The sequence below is a fragment of the Pseudohongiella acticola genome, from assembly GCF_001758195.1.
GTDB lineage: Bacteria > Pseudomonadota > Gammaproteobacteria > Pseudomonadales > Pseudohongiellaceae > Pseudohongiella > Pseudohongiella acticola.
In genome coordinates this window covers 316136-333938 of the sequence record NZ_MASR01000001.1, presented here as the reverse complement: position 1 = coordinate 333938, position 17803 = coordinate 316136, and the positions used below count along the sequence as shown (strand labels likewise).

The 17803-nt window shown below is 53.6% G+C and carries 16 protein-coding genes; 14 read left to right on the top strand and 2 right to left on the bottom strand.

Annotation, left to right across the window (positions count from 1 at the left end):
- Positions 1–9: 9 nt before the first annotated feature.
- On the bottom strand, positions 10–912 hold the full coding sequence (ygfZ, locus tag PHACT_RS01480; protein WP_070115600.1) for a CAF17-like 4Fe-4S cluster assembly/insertion protein YgfZ: 903 nt from the start codon (positions 910–912) through the stop codon (positions 10–12).
- An 87-nt stretch (positions 913–999) separates the two neighbouring features.
- Here ygfZ and PHACT_RS01475 point away from each other — a divergent pair, with 87 nt between their 5' ends.
- The gene (locus PHACT_RS01475; RefSeq protein WP_070115599.1) at positions 1000–1269 is read left to right on the top strand and encodes an FAD assembly factor SdhE; all 270 of its coding nucleotides are present in this window, start codon (positions 1000–1002) and stop codon (positions 1267–1269) included.
- A gap of 436 nt (positions 1270–1705) precedes the next feature.
- On the opposite strand, the gene nadB is transcribed toward PHACT_RS01475, so the two are convergent.
- Complete coding sequence (gene nadB, locus PHACT_RS01465) at positions 1706–3346, bottom strand: L-aspartate oxidase (protein ID WP_245730534.1); 1641 nt, start codon at positions 3344–3346, stop codon at positions 1706–1708.
- Between the two features lie 230 nt (positions 3347–3576).
- Between nadB and rpoE the strand changes: the two genes are divergently transcribed.
- From rpoE to adk, 13 genes are all read left to right on the top strand, one after another.
- Complete coding sequence (rpoE, locus tag PHACT_RS01460) at positions 3577–4155, top strand: RNA polymerase sigma factor RpoE (protein WP_070115596.1); 579 nt, start codon at positions 3577–3579, stop codon at positions 4153–4155.
- A gap of 117 nt (positions 4156–4272) precedes the next feature.
- Entirely contained in the window at positions 4273–4932 is a 660-nt protein-coding gene (locus PHACT_RS01455) for a sigma-E factor negative regulatory protein (protein ID WP_169819363.1), read from the top strand.
- 217 nt (positions 4933–5149) lie between these two features.
- Complete coding sequence (locus PHACT_RS01450) at positions 5150–6547, top strand: Do family serine endopeptidase (protein WP_070115594.1); 1398 nt, start codon at positions 5150–5152, stop codon at positions 6545–6547.
- 96 nt (positions 6548–6643) lie between these two features.
- On the top strand, positions 6644–8443 hold the full coding sequence (gene lepA / locus PHACT_RS01445) for a translation elongation factor 4 (RefSeq protein WP_070115593.1): 1800 nt from the start codon (positions 6644–6646) through the stop codon (positions 8441–8443).
- Between the two features lie 13 nt (positions 8444–8456).
- A complete protein-coding gene (lepB, locus tag PHACT_RS01440) occupies positions 8457–9230 on the top strand; it encodes a signal peptidase I (protein WP_070115592.1) in 774 nt (257 codons plus the stop codon).
- A 47-nt stretch (positions 9231–9277) separates the two neighbouring features.
- The gene (gene rnc, locus PHACT_RS01435) at positions 9278–9988 is read left to right on the top strand and encodes a ribonuclease III (RefSeq protein WP_070115591.1); all 711 of its coding nucleotides are present in this window, start codon (positions 9278–9280) and stop codon (positions 9986–9988) included.
- A 39-nt stretch (positions 9989–10027) separates the two neighbouring features.
- The gene (gene era, locus PHACT_RS01430) at positions 10028–10918 is read left to right on the top strand and encodes a GTPase Era (RefSeq protein ID WP_070115590.1); all 891 of its coding nucleotides are present in this window, start codon (positions 10028–10030) and stop codon (positions 10916–10918) included.
- A gap of 76 nt (positions 10919–10994) precedes the next feature.
- The gene (gene recO, locus PHACT_RS01425) at positions 10995–11774 is read left to right on the top strand and encodes a DNA repair protein RecO (protein WP_083264251.1); all 780 of its coding nucleotides are present in this window, start codon (positions 10995–10997) and stop codon (positions 11772–11774) included.
- A gap of 89 nt (positions 11775–11863) precedes the next feature.
- Positions 11864–12793, top strand: a complete 930-nt coding sequence (gene cysM, locus PHACT_RS01420) for a cysteine synthase CysM (RefSeq protein ID WP_070118067.1) — start codon at positions 11864–11866, stop codon at positions 12791–12793.
- A gap of 9 nt (positions 12794–12802) precedes the next feature.
- Positions 12803–14206: a 23S rRNA (uracil(1939)-C(5))-methyltransferase RlmD gene (gene rlmD / locus PHACT_RS01415; RefSeq protein WP_070115589.1), complete on the top strand. Its 1404-nt coding sequence runs from the start codon at positions 12803–12805 to the stop codon at positions 14204–14206.
- A gap of 8 nt (positions 14207–14214) precedes the next feature.
- Positions 14215–16257 carry a RelA/SpoT family protein gene (locus PHACT_RS01410; RefSeq protein ID WP_070115588.1) on the top strand — a complete coding sequence of 681 codons (2043 nt, stop codon included), beginning with the start codon at positions 14215–14217 and terminating at the stop codon, positions 16255–16257.
- Positions 16254–17111, top strand: a complete 858-nt coding sequence (gene mazG / locus PHACT_RS01405; RefSeq protein WP_245730532.1) for a nucleoside triphosphate pyrophosphohydrolase — start codon at positions 16254–16256, stop codon at positions 17109–17111. The genes PHACT_RS01410 and mazG overlap by 4 nt, the downstream gene beginning before the upstream one ends.
- Positions 17112–17150: 39 nt before the next feature.
- Positions 17151–17801, top strand: a complete 651-nt coding sequence (gene adk / locus PHACT_RS01400) for an adenylate kinase (protein ID WP_070115587.1) — start codon at positions 17151–17153, stop codon at positions 17799–17801.
- The last annotated feature ends 2 nt before the right edge of the window (positions 17802–17803 follow it).

Here is a 17803-nt window from a genome sequence, read left to right as displayed (position 1 = left end):
GGCGCGCTGTCATTCAGTACTGACGGGCATGATGGCAAGCGCATGGGTTTGCCCTGAGGGCCGTTCAATGCTGTCGATGACATCACCGCCCGACGGCTCTACCTGTGATGTTGGCCAGGAAATATAGCGCAGGCGTTTTTTTGCTTCGGCCCGATAATACATTCTCGCGACCACTTCCTGACCTGTATAACAACCTTTCTTGAAATCAATTGTGCCATTCAGGTCATAGTTCAACACCTGAGGGGTGTGCAATTCCTGCTGCCCCGGCCGAATGTGAGCCACGCCTGCGGTGATATCTGCAAGACGCCAGTCCTCTTCCGAGCCTGATGCGAATCTGGACGACAGTGTCGTTGCAAGTTCTGCATGGGCGTCGCTGAGTACGCAACAGAACCGAGCGGGCGCCTCCTGAATTCTCGCCACAACGCCGCCGCCAATCTGGGTACAGGCATCCTGTGTTTGCGGACAACTGACGCCGCAGGAGGCAAGAAGGCTTTCGCTGTCAGCACCGGCAACTCCCAGCACCACATAATGATCGCTGACTTTCTGCAGGGAAGTCTTAAAAAAAACACTGTATTTGGTTAGTGTCGTCAGTACGATATCGGCCATTCCGGCGCTGCACATCAACAATATGCTTTGGTCCAGGCGGAGCACCCGCAGATCGGCAATGACACGTCCTTTCAGGTTGCACAGTGCTGCCCTGAGCGAGTGACTGTCGGTAAGCTGTGACATGTTGCAGCTAAGCTGGCCTTGCAGAAATCGTTCGCTGTCAGCACCGGACACGGAAATGATGTCGACGTCATGTAATTGCGTCAACCATGGCTGCCGACTGGATTCAGTCACCGCGTCAGGTTGTGCCTTGCCATCGGTGATGGAGGCGGCCTGGTCATGTTCAGGCCCTGTGTTATCAGGCATAGTGTCTTAATCCGGTAAAAATCAGAGAATTCGTTTAAAATCCCTTTATGGTCAGGGGCTGGCCTGCCACATAAGACAGGAAGAATCATGGTATCAGATATTGCTTACAAGAAAATGCTCTGGCATAGCCGCCGCGGTATGTGGGAGCTCGATATATTGCTCCTGCCGTTTGCGGAGAACCTGCTGCACTCGCTAGAGCCCGCCGAGCAGCAGCTTTACGAACGACTGCTGGAAGAAGAGGATCAGGATCTGTTTGCCTGCCTGGTCGAGCGTGCTACTCACCCGGACCCTGCCATACAGGCGCTGGTCGTCAGAATTCGTGAATATGCAGCATCAGGCGTTCGTCGTCCACATTAGTGTTGTTTTTGTTCCGGGCCAGACCCTCCGTACTTCTGCGAGTCGGGTATTATGTTCTGCACGGCGCGGCCTTTGTTGCGCTGGCTGTCAGCGCAGTACCGGTCTGGCTACAGGTGTTGCTTTCAGTATGTCTGGTCCTGCATCTGATCAAGCTTTTGCGTTGCGGATTGGCAGGCAAGGGCACAGGTGTGGTGGGCGTTGAAGCAGATGCCTCAGAGACGGTCATAGAGCTCTGCAACAGGCGCAGGATTCCGGTGGCCATCAGCGAGTTGTATTGTGTGCCCTGGTGTCAGATTGTTAAATTCCATCGGAAAGCTTGGAGCGACAAACAGCCATACTACTTAGTCGTATTGCCTGATTGTTGTGATACCGAGTGCCGGCGCCGCTTGCGCATCTGGCTTCTGTCAGTTTCCTTGCAGCACGCTTCGGATCAGGTTCACGATCGCTTCTGATGAGGTGTCAACACCGTGTCTCTGGCGTCCGCAAGTGTCTCCAGGTAATCAATCGTGTAGTGCAGGCCACGACTTTCCTTGCGCTGCAAGGCTGATTCAATTATGAGCCGTGCCACGAGTACCAGATTACGAAGTTCGAGCAGGTCCCGGGAAATCATGTGATAGCGATAATGTTCCTGGATTTCCTGTTCCAGTAACTGGATGCGTTTGTGGGCCCGATGCAGGCGTCGATCGCTTCTGACGATGCCAACGTAGTCCCACATCATGCGGCGCAGCTCATCCCAGTTGTGCGATACCACAATTTCTTCGTGCGAGCGGGTAACACGGCTTTCATCCCAATCCGGAATGCTTTCAGATGCCGGTGCCGTGGCACCCATACGGGAGCGTATGTCTTCGGCAGCGCCAAAAGCCAGTACAAAACATTCCAGCAATGAGTTGCTGGCCATGCGGTTGGCGCCATGCAACCCGGTACAACTGGTTTCACCGATGGCATAAAGATTGGTGATGCTGGTTTGTCCGAGTTTGTCGACAACAACACCGCCGCATGTGTAATGTGCTGCCGGCACGACCGGTATCCGGTCTTTGGTTATATCGATACCAAAATCCAGGCACCTGGAATAAATGGTCGGAAAATGTTTGATCACAAAGTCTGCCGGCTTGTGCGTAATATTCAGGTAGACGCAATCACAGCCCAGACGTTTCATTTCGTGATCGATGGCGCGGGCAACGATATCGCGTGGGGCCAGTTCACTGCGGCTGTCAAACGCCGGCATAAACCGTGTGCCATCGGGCAGTTCAAGGGTGGCACCTTCACCTCTGAGTGCTTCAGTAATCAGGAAGGAGCGCGCGTGAGGGTGATAGAGACAGGTGGGATGGAATTGATTGAACTCCATGTTGGCCACCTGGCAGCCGGCACGCCAGGCCATGGCAATGCCATCACCCGTGGCGCTGTCCGGGTTAGTGGTATACAGGTAGGCTTTGCTGGCACCGCCGCTGGCCAGTACAACAAATCGCGCTCGGAACAACTCTACTTTTTCTTCTTCTTTACAGTAAACGTAAGCACCAATGCAGCCACTGCCTTTCAGCCCTAACTTCTCCCGAGTGATAACATCAACAGCCAACCTGTTCTCGAACAGTGTTATGCCGGGATGACTCAGGGCGCGGTCACGCAAGGTTTCAAAAACAGCTCGCCCGGTGGCATCGGTGGCATGGATGATACGTCGGTGGCTGTGACCGCCTTCCTGAGTGAGATGCAGTGGTTTCAGGTTGTCGCGATTGAGGGGTTCAGAGGCAGCACCGGCGCCGGCCTCGTCAGCGCTCTGCAAGGTAAACGGAACACCCTGCTCAACAAGCCAGGCAATGGCTCCCTCGCTGTGCTCCACGATATGGCGAACCATGTCTTCGTTGCACAGGCCGGCGCCTGAATCCAGGGTATCAGCAATATGGGCATCAACACTGTCATGTTCGTCCAGAACGGCCGCGATGCCACCCTGTGCCCAATAGGTTGCACCCTGACTGAGCGAGCCTTTGCTGAGGACGGCGACGCGGGCAAATTCAGCGGTTTTGAGCGCGAGACTGAGCCCGGCAGCACCACTGCCGATAATCAGGATATCAAAGTCATACACGATGTGTGGGCATCCGAAGTGGTGCGAGGATGAAGAATTCTATAGACTCTGAGAACTTTTGCAAATCCCTGTGGTCTGCTGTTGTTGTGGTCAACTTTAGGTAGGTGCCCATGGCGCAAATTTGACGGATCGGCCATCTTTGTGGCGATGCATGTTTGTGACGACGATTGTGTCAAAGTTCCAGGAGCCGGGAATTGTCAGCGGTTTATATTTAGGCTCGTATTGGACGTATGAAAAATCAGGATTCAGATAACCAGCTTGTTGAACGGGTTCTCAAGGATGACAAACAGGCATTTACGTTGCTGGTTCTGCGCTATCAGCACAAAGTCCTGGGCTTGATCAGCCGTTTTGTGAAAGATCCCCATGAGGCTGAAGATGTGGCGCAGGAAGCCTTTCTGAAGGCCTATCGTGCTTTGCCCAGCTTCCGTGGCGACAGTCAGTTCTATACCTGGTTGTACCGGATTGCGGTGAACACGGCAAAGAATTATCTGGTGTCGCGCGGTCGCAGACCGCCCAGCACCGATGTTGACATGGAAGATGCGCAACAGGTTGATGACAGCAGTATGCTGCGCGAAATGGATACACCTGATGCGAACCTGGAAAAGGAAGATATGCGCCGGGTGATCAACAAGGCGATTGAAGAGCTGCCGGAAGAGCTGAGAACCGCGTTTACACTGCGCGAATTTTCCGGACTGAGTTACGAAGACATCACTGCCATCATGGATTGTCCTGTCGGCACTGTCAGGTCACGTATATTTCGCGCTCGTGAAGCTATTGATAAGCGCATCAAGGAGCTCTTAAGGTCTTGAATACAAAGACTTTATAATTTTGGTCAGATTTTTGACAGATTTCGGGTTTTATTGGGAACTCATCGAAGGGATTGTGGTCTTAGGAATATGGCAAAAATTGGCGAGGTGGGCTTTTGCATGAAGCATAACGACACACAGCACAATGAATCGGGTTCAGAAGATCTGCTCGACCGCGAGGCCCTGTCGGCCCTGATGGACAATGAGCTTAGTGATTTTGAACTGCGGCGTCTGCTAAAGCGTATCGAGCAGAAACCGCAATTGCTGGCAGAGTGGGAGCGTTTTGGTCTTGTCCGCGCGGCCATGCAGCCCGATCCGCTACGCTCAGCCTTATCACCTGATTTTAGCAGCCGGGTGATGGATGGTATTGAGGCGTCATTGGTGCAGGACGGTCCGTTGTCTTCCGACTATTCTCAGCAAGCGTCGACACAGGGTTCCGGTCTGACAGGCTGGGCGCGTAACGCGACCCGGTTCGCAGTAGCGGCGTCGGTGACATTTGCGGTATTCATTGGCATGCAGGCTGTGCTGCAGGGCCCCGGGGCGGGAGATGCAATGCCGACAGTCGCGTCTGATAGTGTTTCTGGCAACGACAACCAGCAATTGGCGGTGGATGCCGATGCGCAACAGCGTCTGAATGATTATATTCGCAGTGTGACCATTCCGGCACGAATTGAGTCACAGTCAGTACCTTACAATGTTCTGCTGGATTCCCCGCAATTGCGCCCTGTGTCTGACAGAGAGTTGCTGCAGGAGGTCGAACGCGAGCCACAGCAGCGATAAACGAAGCTGAACTGAATACCTTAACTGAAATACAAAGCAGCCCTGATCGGGTCTCTGGTTTATTGGCAATCGCCTGAACCGGAGACTGGCCGGGGCTTTTTTGTGTACGGCTGGTTTTGTGCGTTGAACCTGTGCGCGCAACGCGGTATGTTTGCACTAGATTGTTGTCTGGTGCTGGCCGGAAAGACGCGGCCAGGGCTGTAACGGGAGTTTATAGATGAGAAAGTTGTTGATGTTGTCCGTGCTGTTGCTGACAGCCACAGTAAGTCTGCAGGCCAGCGCCAACCTGCCGGATTTTGCGTCTCTGGTGGCTGAGAACTCGGTTTCAATCGTCAATATCACCACACGCCAGCAGGCGCCGCAGCGATCCGGCGCCGAACAGCGGGATATCGAAGAATTGTTGCGTCAGTTGCGCCCTGACGGTGCGCCTCCCATGGATCCGGAAGCGATGCCCGGGCGTCCCCGCGGTGGCGTGGGATCCGGCTTTGTCATGAGCAGTGACGGTTATATCATTACCAATCATCACGTTGTCGCCAACGCCGACTCGATCACTGTGACGCTGACCGACAGGCGGGAGTATACCGCCGAGATTATTGGCACCGATGAACTGTCTGACGTTGCATTGATCAAGATCGATGCAGAAGGCTTGCGCTCGGTAAGCTTTGGCGACTCGGAAGAAGTGAGAGTGGGGGAATGGGTACTGGCGATTGGTTCGCCGTTTGGCCTGGAATTTTCCGCAGCGGCGGGTATTGTCAGCGCAAAATCACGTAATGTACCGTCCCGCGGGCCCGCCAACTATGTGTCGTTTATCCAGACCGATGTTGCTATCAATCAGGGCAATTCCGGCGGCCCACTATTCAATCTTGAAGGCAAGGTTATTGGCATCAATTCCCAGATCCTGAGCAGCACTGGCGGTTCTAACGGTATTTCCTTCGCCATTCCCAGCAATATGGCGCTCAATGTGCTCGAGCAGCTGCGCGAGAGCGGATCTGTCAGCCGTGGTCTGCTGGGCGTGCTGATCAAGGATGTTGATCATGCTCTGTCGATGGCATTCAACATGCCCAGGCCGTATGGCGCCTTCGTCGATGAAGTGCAACCCGGTAGCCCGGCTGAGGAAGCCGGCGTGCAGAACAACGATATTATTCTGGCGTTTAATGGCATTACCATCGAACAGTCTTCGCAATTGCCGTTTTATGTCGGTCAGATCAGACCAGGGTCATCGGCTGACCTGACCATCATGCGAGACGGGGACACGCTAGAGCTGCCGGTGGTTGTGGGAGCTCTGCCTGGTAGCGACCAGGCCTTTGGTGGAGAAAGACCGGCCGCCCCTCGCGGTAACAGCCTGGCACTCAGCGTCGGTGAGCTCGACCCTGGCTTACAGGGCGAAGTGCCGGCTCTGGCTCAGGGAGGCGTGCAGATTGAGCAGTTACGCGATGGTCCCGGCCGAAGGGCAGGGCTGGCAACAGGTGACGCCATTGTCGCGCTCAACCATCAACCGGTGCGCAACGTCGCCGATTTCAACCGGGTCATGGAATCACTGCCCGAAAACGGCTTTGTCCCGGTCAGGGTTGTCCGTGATGGCCGCGGTACCACTCTCGTGGTTGAGCTACTCTGAGCCCGGTTTCTGCTGTTGTCCTGCGCGAAACCTCCTGACAGGACACAGCAGATCATGTAGACTTGGCGCCTCTCGATTGACTGGTGATTTTCTTACGTGACTGATTTAAGCCGCATCCGCAACTTTTCCATTATCGCGCACATTGACCACGGTAAATCCACCCTGGCAGACCGCTTCATTCAACATTGTGGTGGGCTGACTCAGCGTGAGATGGCGCAGCAGGTATTGGACTCCCTCGATATCGAACGCGAGCGCGGCATCACGATCAAAGCACAAAGCGTCACTCTGTTTTACGACGCTCAGGACGGGCAGCGGTATCAACTTAATTTTATTGATACGCCCGGTCACGTCGACTTTTCCTATGAGGTATCACGCTCTCTTGCCGCCTGCGAAGGTGCATTGCTGGTCGTGGATGCCGGTCAAGGTGTGGAAGCTCAGTCAGTTGCCACCTGTTATACCGCCATCGAGCAGGGTCTTGAAGTCATTCCGGTGCTTAACAAGATGGATCTGCCGCAGGCGGACCCAGACAAGGTGCGCAAGGAAATTGAGGAAATCATTGGTATCGATGCGTCTGCTGCGGTCAGTGCCAGTGCCAAAACCGGTATGGGCATCACCGATATCCTGGAAGAACTTGTCCGGCTGGTACCGCCGCCGGCGGGTGATCGAGATGCGCCGCTTCAGGCTCTGATCATTGATTCCTGGTTCGACAATTACCTTGGCGTCGTGTCTCTGGTACGAGTCAAACAGGGGACGCTGAAGAAAGGTGACAAGATCATCACCAAGACCATCGGCAAAGCCCACCTGGTTGATCATGTCGGTTATTTTGACCCCAAACGCCATGACATGCCCATGCTACAGGCGGGCGAGGTCGGCTACATCATCGCCGGTATCAAGGAGATTCAGGGCGCCCCGGTAGGCGATACAATTACCCTTGCCTCTACGCCGGACGCACCTATGCTGCCAGGCTTTCGTCGCATTCAACCGCAGGTTTATGCCGGATTGTACCCGGTATCAGCGGACGACTTTGAAGACTTCCGGGATGCGCTGGCAAAACTGACGCTGAACGATGCCTCATTGTTCTATGAACCTGAAAGTTCGGATGCGCTGGGCTTCGGTTTCCGCTGCGGTTTCCTGGGCATGCTGCACATGGAAATCATTCAGGAGCGACTCGAACGCGAATATGACATTGATCTGATTACCACCGCCCCGACGGTGGTATACGAAGTTGTCATGCGCAATGACGAAGTTCGGCGTGTTGAAAGCCCGTCATCTTTGCCGCCGGTGGCCTCCATTATCGAAACCCGCGAGCCAATCGTACTTGCCAGTATGCTGGTGCCTCAGGAATACCTCGGCAACATCATCAATCTGTGTGTTGCCCGTCGCGGTGTACAGCGTGATATGCAGTTTATCGGCAACCAGGTATCACTGAGTTATGAATTGCCAATGGCTGAAGTGGTCATGGATTTCTTTGACAAACTGAAATCAGCCAGTCGTGGATATGCCTCACTCGACTACCATTTTATCCGGTTTCAGACCGCTGGCCTGGTGCGTCTCGACGTGTTGATCAATGGCGACCGGGTGGATGCGTTAGCCCTGATCGTGCATCGCGACCAGGCACAAAGCAAAGGGCGATCGCTGGTAGAAAAAATGAAGGAGTTGATCCCCCGGCAGATGTTTGATGTTGCCATTCAGGCAGCTATCGGCGGGCAGATTGTGGCACGACAGACCGTCAAGGCATTGCGTAAGAATGTTACCGCCAAATGCTACGGCGGTGATATAACACGAAAGAAGAAGTTGTTGGAGAAACAGAAGGCCGGCAAAAAACGCATGAAACAAGTGGGTAACGTAGAGGTCCCGCAGGAAGCGTTCCTCGCCGTACTTAAAGTGGATAGTTAAGGATGAACAGGTAATGGATATCGATTTTTCGCTGGTCCTCGTTATACTGGTCGCGATTTGTGGCTTTATCTGGTTGCTCGATGCCCTGTTGTTTGCCAAGGCCCGCAAAGAGGCCGAAAAAACTGAAGAGCCGGTTGTTGTCGAATATGCCAAGTCTTTTTTCCCGGTCCTCTTTATTGTCCTGATGCTGCGCTCTTTTCTGGTTGAGCCCTTCCAGATTCCGTCAGGTTCCATGATCCCGACACTGGAAGTGGGCGATTTTATCCTCGTCAACAAATACCACTATGGCCTGCGACTGCCCGTGCTTGGCACTAAAATTGTTGCCAACAATGAACCGGAGCGTGGCGAAGTCATGGTGTTCATACCGCCCCATGATGAGTCATATTTCATCAAGCGCGTGGTGGGTTTGCCAGGCGATACCATTGAGTACGAAAACAAGGTTCTGCGGGTCAATGGCGACCTGGTCGATATCGATATTGTTGACGAGATTTCCGTCGAAACTGCTGGTGGCATGCGTTCGGGTGTTGTCTTTAATGAAACTCTGGGTGACATTCCACACCGCGCGCAAATCATCACGCAGGGCGGTCGCGGCGGTGGCAGAACCAGCTGGGTGGTGCCACCGGGTCACTATTTCATGATGGGTGATAATCGCGACAACAGCGCGGACAGCCGGGTCTGGGGCCCGGTGCCGGAAGAAAACATCGTTGGTAAAGCGTTTGCCATCTGGATGCATAAAGACCCCGGCCTTAACCTTCCGACATTCAGCCGCAATCAGCGAATTTACTGATCGGCGACACCAATCCTGTTATCGATATTGATGACATGGTGGGGACAATGCGAATTTCAAACCAGGCACTATCGGAACTTCAGGCCAAACTGGGCTATCGCTTTGATGATATTTCCCTGCTGATGCTCGCCATGACGCATCGGAGTGCCGAAAAGCATCACAATCAGCGCCTCGAATTCCTGGGCGATGCCGTGTTGGGGTTTATTGTCGCCGAAGCACTGTACCAATTGTATCCTGACGCACCTGAAGGCGACCTCAGTCAACTGCGGGCTGCATTGGTCAATCGGGAAACCCTGTCAACACTTGCACGGTCTCTGAGCCTGGGAGAATTGCTGGTGCTAGGGCAGGGCGAGCGCAAAAGTGGCGGTCATGAGCGCGACTCTATTCTATGTGACGCGCTGGAAGCCATGCTGGGTGCAATCTATCTGGACGGTGGTACTGATGCCTGTCGCGGGTGTATCCTGAAGCTTCTGAAGAGTCGCTTACAACACGATCCGACTGATGGCGCTAGCAAGGACCCCAAAACACGACTGCAGGAACTGCTACAGGCTGCCGCACTTCCGGTACCGGATTATCAGGTTGTTGCGGTACGGGGCGAAGAACACGATCAGGAGTTCGACGTGTCTTGCAGCATAGCCCTGCTAACGAAGAAAACCCGCGGCACCGGCCGTTCAAGGCGACTGGCGGAGCAACAGGCGGCAAAACAGGCGCTGGTGCTGCTTCAGGAAAAACAGACTCAGGGTAAGACCGGTGAATAGCACACAACACAAATCGCAAACCAGAGGCAATGGCTGATAATGGCTGAGCATGAAGATACCCGTTGCGGGTTCGTTGCAATTGTAGGGCGCCCCAATGTCGGCAAATCGACATTGCTCAATCACATATTGGAACAAAAAATCAGTATTACCTCGCGAAAACCGCAAACAACACGTCATCGTATCACCGGCATAAAAACTGAAGGCAACACACAGTTCGTTTATGTTGATACTCCGGGCCTGCACAGTAACCAGAAGAAAGCACTTAATCGTGCCATGAATGCCACTGTCACTGAAGTTCTGAAAGACGTGGATGTAGTTCTTTTCATGGTGGAACGACTGATATTTAATGAAGAAGATGAAATGGTTCTGCAGGCACTTGAACATATCAAAGTGCCCGTGCTGCTGTTGATAAACAAGTGTGATCAGATCGAAAATCGTGAGCGACTGCTGCCACATATACAGAAATTGGCGGCTCGCCGGCAGTTTTCCGAGGTTATACCGTTGGCGGTGTTAACCGGCCACAACATGAGCACGGTCGAGGACTGTGTCGCAAAATATCTGCCGGCTGGCCCGTTCATGTTTCCTGAGGACCAGGTCACCGATCGCAGTTCGCGATTTCTGGCAGCCGAACTGATTCGTGAAAAAATCACACGACAGCTTGGGGATGAACTGCCTTACGAAGTTAGCGTTGAAATTGAAAAATTCACGCAGGAAGGTGCCGTCTTACACATCCATGGACTGATTCTGGTCGATAAAGCCGGTCAGAAACAGATCATCATTGGTCATCAGGGCGAACGACTGAAAACCATTGGTAAATCTGCCCGGCTCGATATGGAAAATGCCTTCGATAGCAAGGTAATGCTGAACCTTTGGGTTAAGGTCAAATCAGGCTGGGCAGATGACGAGCGCGCATTGCAAAGTCTGAATTAATGGTCCTGGTCTTGTCGACCACTGGCTCGATATAACTGTCAGAGACTCAAACCTCTCATGCTAACCGGCAGGTGCTGTGAAACGTATCGATCTGCAACCAGCCTACATTCTTCACACGCGGCCCTACCGGGACACCAGCGCATTGATCGATCTGCTGACGCTGGATTACGGTCTGCTACGCGCAGTCGCACGGGGCGTGCGCGGTACCGCCTCACGTAAACGAACATTGCTGCAACCTTTCCAGCCATTGCTGGTCAGCCTGTCAGGTCGCGGCGAGCTGTTGGCACTGAACCAGGCAGAGCACGCAGCGCCGGGCTTTCGTCTTGAGGCGAATCGCCTGTTCAGTGCCATGTATCTGAACGAGTTATTGATGCGCTTGTTGCAGATGCAGGAAGCACACCCGGCAATTTATCGCTTGTACCAACAGGCGTTGATCAGTCTGCAGCAGCAGGGATCGCTGGAGACCTGCCTGCGACGCTTCGAATTCAGGTTACTACAGGAACTGGGTTATGCCTGGGATCTGCAGGTTGATGCTGTCAGTGGAGAAACACTGCAGTCAGAACAGATATACCTGTTTAACCCAGAACATGGCTACCAGCACATCCCTCTACCCATGGCTGATCAGACGCCCGTCTGTTTTGCCGGTGCCGATTTGCTTGGGTTTGCTGCCGTTATCAACGCCGGGTACGGCCAGGAAGACACCTCGAATGACCAGATTATTGGCACTGAGGGCCTTCAGGCGGATGTCGCCAGGGCGGCTAAAAGACTGATGCGGCAGGCATTACAGCCTCACCTGGGAAACAGACCGTTACTTAGCCGCGCGCTGTTTGCCGCCAAATCGAATACAGCACATTAAGCTGCCCAACTGTGTGGCGGCGCATCCTACCCCCAGAGCACAATACAGGGTAAAATTGCGCCTCTTTCAGCAACCGTATGATTGTATCCATGAGTCAGTCCAGTAACAAAAATTCCCCGACCACCCGCGCAGACGCTTATCCTGCTATCGACAGCCGTATCGGCAACACACCGCTGGTGCGATTACAACGTCTGGCGGGTAATACAAGCAACACCATTCTTCTCAAACTGGAAGGTGACAACCCGGCCGGTTCGGTCAAAGATCGAGCGGCGTTTAATATGATCCGACAGGCTGAGCTGCGGGGAGATATCAAACCGGGTGACACGCTTATTGAAGCAACCAGCGGCAATACCGGCATCGCTCTTGCGATGGTGGCAGCGATCAAGGGTTATCGCATGATACTGGTGATGCCGGAAACAATGTCCGAGGAGCGAAAGGCTTCAATGGCTGCCTACGGCGCGCAGTTGGTCCTGGTCAGCGACGCCGAAGGCATGGAGGGTGCGCGTGACCTGGCGGATAAAATGGGGCGCGAGGGAAAAGGCAAAATTCTTGACCAATTTGCCAATTCTGACAACCCTTCAGCGCACTACTTGAGCACCGGCCCCGAAATCTGGCGCGACACGCATGGTTCCATCACTCACTTTGTTGCCTCCATGGGAACAACCGGCACAATCATGGGCGTTTCGCGATACCTCAAGGAGCAGAGCGCTGACGTTCAGATTATTGGCCTGCAGCCTCAGGACGGCTCCAAGATCCCCGGCATTCGCCGCTGGCCGCAAGAGTACCTGCCACGCATCTTTGACCCTGCCCGCGTCGATCGAATCATTGATATCGCACAAAGCGATGCCGAAGATACGATGCGAGCCCTGGCTAAAACAGAAGGCATTTTTTGTGGAGTGTCCTCCGGTGGCTCAGTATTTGGAGCGCTGCAACTGAGCCGCGAAGTCGAAAACGCCGTCATTGTTGCGATTATATGTGACCGCGGTGATCGCTACCTTTCCACTGGTGTATTTTCCTGAGTTGACCTTATGACAAAATCTCGACGCCGGCGGCAAAAGCTGCCCGCTGAAGCGGTAACGCTTGATATAGAACGTCTCAGCCATGAAGGCCGGGGCGTAGGCAGAATCGACGGAAAAATTGCGTTTGTTGATGGCGCGCTGCCAGGGGAGCAGGTAACTGCCGTCTACAAATCCCAGCGCAGCCAGTACGACGAACTCAAGGTGCAGGATGTTCTGCTGGCGTCATCACAGCGCGTACAGCCGCCCTGTGCGGTCGCCGCCATCTGTGGTGGTTGTGTGCTACAGCATCTGGCATCGTCAGCTCAGCTGGATCTCAAACAACAGGTGTTGACAGATCAGTTGAAACACACCGGCGGCATTGCTGATTTTGCAATTCTGCCGGCAATGGCGGGAGACACGGTGCACTATCGGCGCAAAGCCCGACTCGCTGTTCGCTACGTGCACAAAAAAGCAGACGTACTGGTGGGCTTTCGAGAAACTGCCAATACGTTTATTACCGACATGCATCACTGTTCGGTTCTGGTGAAACCGGTTGCCGATCTGATCAGCCCATTGCGCACGCTTATATTGACGCTTGATGCCTGCCGTGACATACCGCAGATTGAGGTGGCTGTCGGCGAATCTCATTGTGTGCCTACCGAAGAGCTGCCCGATGCACTCAGTGTCGCTCTGATTCTGCGTCATCTTACCCCCTTGACGGAGGCCGATCTGAGCCGTCTGCGGGCCTTCGCCGAAAGCCATGGCATTGTCTGGTTTTTACAGTCTGGCGGTCCCGATACGGTGCAAAAATTCTGGCCAGCTGATAATGACAGCGCTCTGTTTTACTACCTGCCACAAAGCGATGGCGGCCCCGACGGCACCGTGCCGGCAATCAGCATGGAGTTTCAGCCTGGTGACTTTACCCAGGTCAATGCCGGTATCAACCGTCAGATGATAGACCAGGCGCTGGAGCTGCTGGACCTGCAGCCAGAGGATAATGTGCTCGACCTGTTCTGTGGCCTGGGCAATTTTACGCTGGCACTGGCCTTGCGCTGCAAAGCCGTCACCGGTGTCGAGGGCAGTCCGGACATGGTTCAACGTGCTTCGCTGAATGCACAACGCAACGGCATCACCAATGCCCGTTTCTACGATGCCGACCTGTTCACTGATTTCAACAGTGAAACCTGGGCAAAACCGGTATACAACAAATTGTTGCTGGACCCACCGCGTTCTGGCGCCATCGAAATAGTGGCCCGGATTCGTGAATTATTGCCGCAAAAAATTGTGTACGTCTCATGCAACCCGGCAACGCTGGCAAGAGATGCAGCAGAGTTACAGCGTCAGGGTTATGAGCTGATCAGTGCAGGCGTTATGGACATGTTTCCCCACACCGGCCATGTAGAATCGATGGCGCTCTTTGTTCTAAAAACATAGATTACTTTATGGTTCAGGTACGCGAAGAATATTCATTTAATGCCGATGGCAGTGTCAACTTCGAGCAGTGGCTGGCTCGACTGGAGAGTTATGTCGGTCTGTCACGGCATGATGACATCCGTCGTGCCTGTGACCTGAGCTGGCATGTCGAAAGTCTTGCTGTCGCCGCCAAGAACGCCTGGTCACCCGGTGTCAGTGCTTATCGCACTGGGCTTGAGATGGCCGAGATTCTGGCCCAGCTTCACCTTGACAGTGAGGCCGTCATTGTCGCGTTGCTGTATCGCCCTGTGCGTGAATCCAGGTTACCTCTGGAGCAGGTCCAGGAAACTTTTGGCAAAAGCATCGCAACGCTGCTCGACGGCGTTCTGCGCATGGCTGCCATCAATGAGACCGATACCAGCAAAACCCGCGTTTTGGGCCAGAGCCAGGATCAGGTAGAGAACGTGCGCAAGATGCTGCTGGCGATGGTCGATGACGTCAGGGTAGCTTTGATAAAACTGGCCGAACGAACCTGCGCCATCCGCGCCGTTAAAACCGCCGGCCACGAGAAACGCGGCAGAGTTGCCCGCGAAGTGTTCGATATATACGCACCGCTGGCCCACAGGCTGGGAATAGGGCAGTTAAAGTGGGAGCTGGAAGACCTCTCCTTCAGATACCTGCAGGCTGATAACTACAAGCGTATCGCCGGTCTTATTGACGAACGCCGGGTCGACCGTGAGCGTTTTATTACTGAAGTCACTGAAGAGCTCAGACGTCAGTTCACTCGCGCCGGTATCGATGCCGAGATCAATGGCAGAGCCAAAAGCATCTACAGCATCTGGCGTAAAATGCAGCGTAAACAACTCGACTTCACGCAGATTTATGACATACGTGCGGTCCGTGTCCTGGTCCCTGATGTGCGTGATTGTTACGCAGCCCTGGGCATTGTGCACAATCTCTGGCGCGTGATTCCAAATGAGTTCGATGATTACATCGCCAACCCGAAAGAAAACGGCTATCAGTCCCTGCATACTGCGGTTATCGGACCTGATAACAAGGTGTTTGAAATTCAGATTCGCACGTTCGCCATGGATGACGATGCCGAACTCGGCGTCTGTGCGCACTGGCGTTACAAAGAAGGCATTGTTGACCCGAATTATCGCGATGGTTTCGACGAGAAGATCGAATGGTTGCGTCAGGTTCTGGCCTGGCATGATGAGATGGGTATGGTCGGCGGACTGGCAGAACAGTTACGCAGCGATGCCAGTGCCGATGATCGTGTGTATGTTTTTACGCCGGAAGGTCATGTCGTTGACCTGATGGCTGGCGCCACACCCGTGGATTTTGCCTATTATGTCCATACACAGGTGGGCAATCATTGTTCTGGAGCACGCGTGAACGACAGAATTGTGGCACTGAATTATCAGTTAAAGACAGGTGACCGTGTCGAGATTCTCTCCAGTGAACTTAACGAGCCCAATCGGGAGTGGTTAAAACCCCATCTGGGTTATGTCAATTCACCACGTGCCCGCGCCAAATTGGTGCAATGGTTCAAGACCCAGGATCGTGAACAGAATATACGTTATGGCAAGCAGTGGCTGGAAACTGAGTTGAAAAGACTGGCTATTCGCCAGCTTCCTTACGAAGAAGTCTCTCGTCGTCTTGGCTGTCGAAATGCGGAAGGCCTGTTCGTCTCTATAGGCACCGGTGCGATAGAAGTACATGAAGTCATCGATACCGCACAGCAACTGTCCCTGCTGTCCAGTAAACCGGACCTGTTTACGGACGAGCAATCAGAAACCGGGATGCCTGCAAACAGCCCGGTCATTGTCAATGTACTTGTAATTGCGCGTGACCGTGCCGGGTTGTTGCGCGACGTCACTACAATTCTGGCCAATGAAGCAGTCTATGTATTGGCAGTAAACACACGAAGTGACAAACGTTCAGAGACAGCATCGATTCAACTGGAAATTGAAATCTCTTCATACCACAGCCTGGCGCGGGCACTCGATCGACTGAACCACCTGGACAGTGTCATTGAAGCCCGACGACTGGAGGACGGAGAATTGTGACTGACCTAAAGCAGGATAAGAAAGACCAGGCCACTGCGCTAGCTCAACTCGTGCAGCTGATGGCATGCCTGCGTGATCCGGAGCATGGCTGCGCGTGGGATCGCAAACAGACGCTGTCATCACTGACCCGACACACGCTGGAAGAAGTGTATGAGGTGATAGATGCAGTAGAGCAGGGTGATTCCGTTAAAATTTGCGACGAACTCGGTGACCTTTTATTTCAAGTTGTGTTCTACGCGCGTATCGCAGAAGAATCGGGGTCCTTTGACCTCGGTGACGTCGCCGATGCCATACTCAGGAAGCTCCTGCATCGCCACCCGCATATTTTTCCTGATGGCAGCCTGACAAGTTTTGGCCAGCCAACAGAACTCTCAGCCGATGACGTTGAACGTAACTGGGAACTGATCAAGAACGCTGAACGGGAGAACGCGGCCCGCGGTAGTGAGCCAGTCAGTGTACTGGATGATGTTGCCAGCGCACTACCAGCGATAGAACGGGCGGGAAAGCTGCAGAAGCGAGCCTCATCTGTTGGTTTTGACTGGCAGGAGACGAGTCAGGTGTTGTCCTGCCTGCAGACTGAAATAGCCGAGCTTCAGGAAGCTCTGGCGAATTCAGACAGTCAGGCTCAGGAACATGAATTAGGTGATGTACTGTTTACTTGTGTTAATCTCGCTCGACATCTTAAGGCAGACCCAGAAACTGCCCTGCGCCGAGCCAATCAACGCTTCGAGCGAAGGTTTCGACATCTTGAGACCAGTGCACGCGAGGCGGGCAGTTCTGTTGCAGAAAGCACTGCTGAGACACTGGAACACTATTGGCAGGCTGCCAAACGATCAGAGAACCAGAAATATTAACGACATGCTACTAACTTGGAATTGCAAACAGGAGTGACTATGCGAATTATTTTATTGGGTGCGCCCGGTGCCGGCAAAGGTACGCAGGCACAATTCATCACGACGGAGCTGAACATTCCGCAGATCTCCACCGGTGACATGTTGCGTGCCGCCGTTAAAGCCGGGACGCCACTGGGCCGGAAAGTCGAAGACGTCATGAACAGCGGTGGCCTGGTCACCGATGAAATCATTATTGCCCTGGTCAAAGAACGAATTACTCAACCAGATTGCGCGAATGGTTTCCTGTTTGATGGCTTCCCCCGCACAATACCGCAGGCACAGGCGATGGTAGATGCGGGTATCGATATCGACCGCGTCATTGAGATACGGGTTGCTGATGAAGAAATCGTGGCACGTCTGAGCGGTCGACGTGTGCATCCCGACTCAGGGCGGGTCTATCATCTCGAACACCAGCCACCGAAAACACCGGGAAAAGATGATGTAACAGGTGAAGCGTTGGTGCAACGTGACGATGACAAAGAAGAAACCGTGCGTAAACGACTGTCGGTCTATCACGAACAGACACAACCGCTGGTTCAGTTTTACAAATCTCTGGAAGAAAAAAACACGGGCGTAAAACTGGTCAGTATCGACGGCCAGGCAGACGTGCAGAAAATAAGAAACAGATTGGCAGAAGTTTTAAATGCGTAATC

Bases quoted from the DNA above. Each gene is read 5' to 3' on its own strand.
- cysM (WP_070118067.1), top strand. From the start codon at position 11,864: ATGAGTCAGTCCAGTAACAAAAATTCCCCGACCACCCGCGCAGACGCT.
- PHACT_RS01410 (WP_070115588.1), top strand. From the start codon at position 14,215: ATGGTTCAGGTACGCGAAGAATATTCATTTAATGCCGATGGCAGTGTC.
- rlmD (WP_070115589.1), top strand. From the start codon at position 12,803: ATGACAAAATCTCGACGCCGGCGGCAAAAGCTGCCCGCTGAAGCGGTA.
- era (WP_070115590.1), top strand. From the start codon at position 10,028: ATGGCTGAGCATGAAGATACCCGTTGCGGGTTCGTTGCAATTGTAGGG.
- rpoE (WP_070115596.1), top strand. From the start codon at position 3,577: ATGAAAAATCAGGATTCAGATAACCAGCTTGTTGAACGGGTTCTCAAG.
- adk (WP_070115587.1), top strand. From the start codon at position 17,151: ATGCGAATTATTTTATTGGGTGCGCCCGGTGCCGGCAAAGGTACGCAG.
- rnc (WP_070115591.1), top strand. From the start codon at position 9,278: ATGCGAATTTCAAACCAGGCACTATCGGAACTTCAGGCCAAACTGGGC.
- lepB (WP_070115592.1), top strand. From the start codon at position 8,457: ATGGATATCGATTTTTCGCTGGTCCTCGTTATACTGGTCGCGATTTGT.
- PHACT_RS01475 (WP_070115599.1), top strand. From the start codon at position 1,000: ATGGTATCAGATATTGCTTACAAGAAAATGCTCTGGCATAGCCGCCGC.
- ygfZ (WP_070115600.1), bottom strand. From the start codon at position 912: ATGCCTGATAACACAGGGCCTGAACATGACCAGGCCGCCTCCATCACC.
- PHACT_RS01450 (WP_070115594.1), top strand. From the start codon at position 5,150: ATGAGAAAGTTGTTGATGTTGTCCGTGCTGTTGCTGACAGCCACAGTA.
- PHACT_RS01455 (WP_169819363.1), top strand. From the start codon at position 4,273: ATGAAGCATAACGACACACAGCACAATGAATCGGGTTCAGAAGATCTG.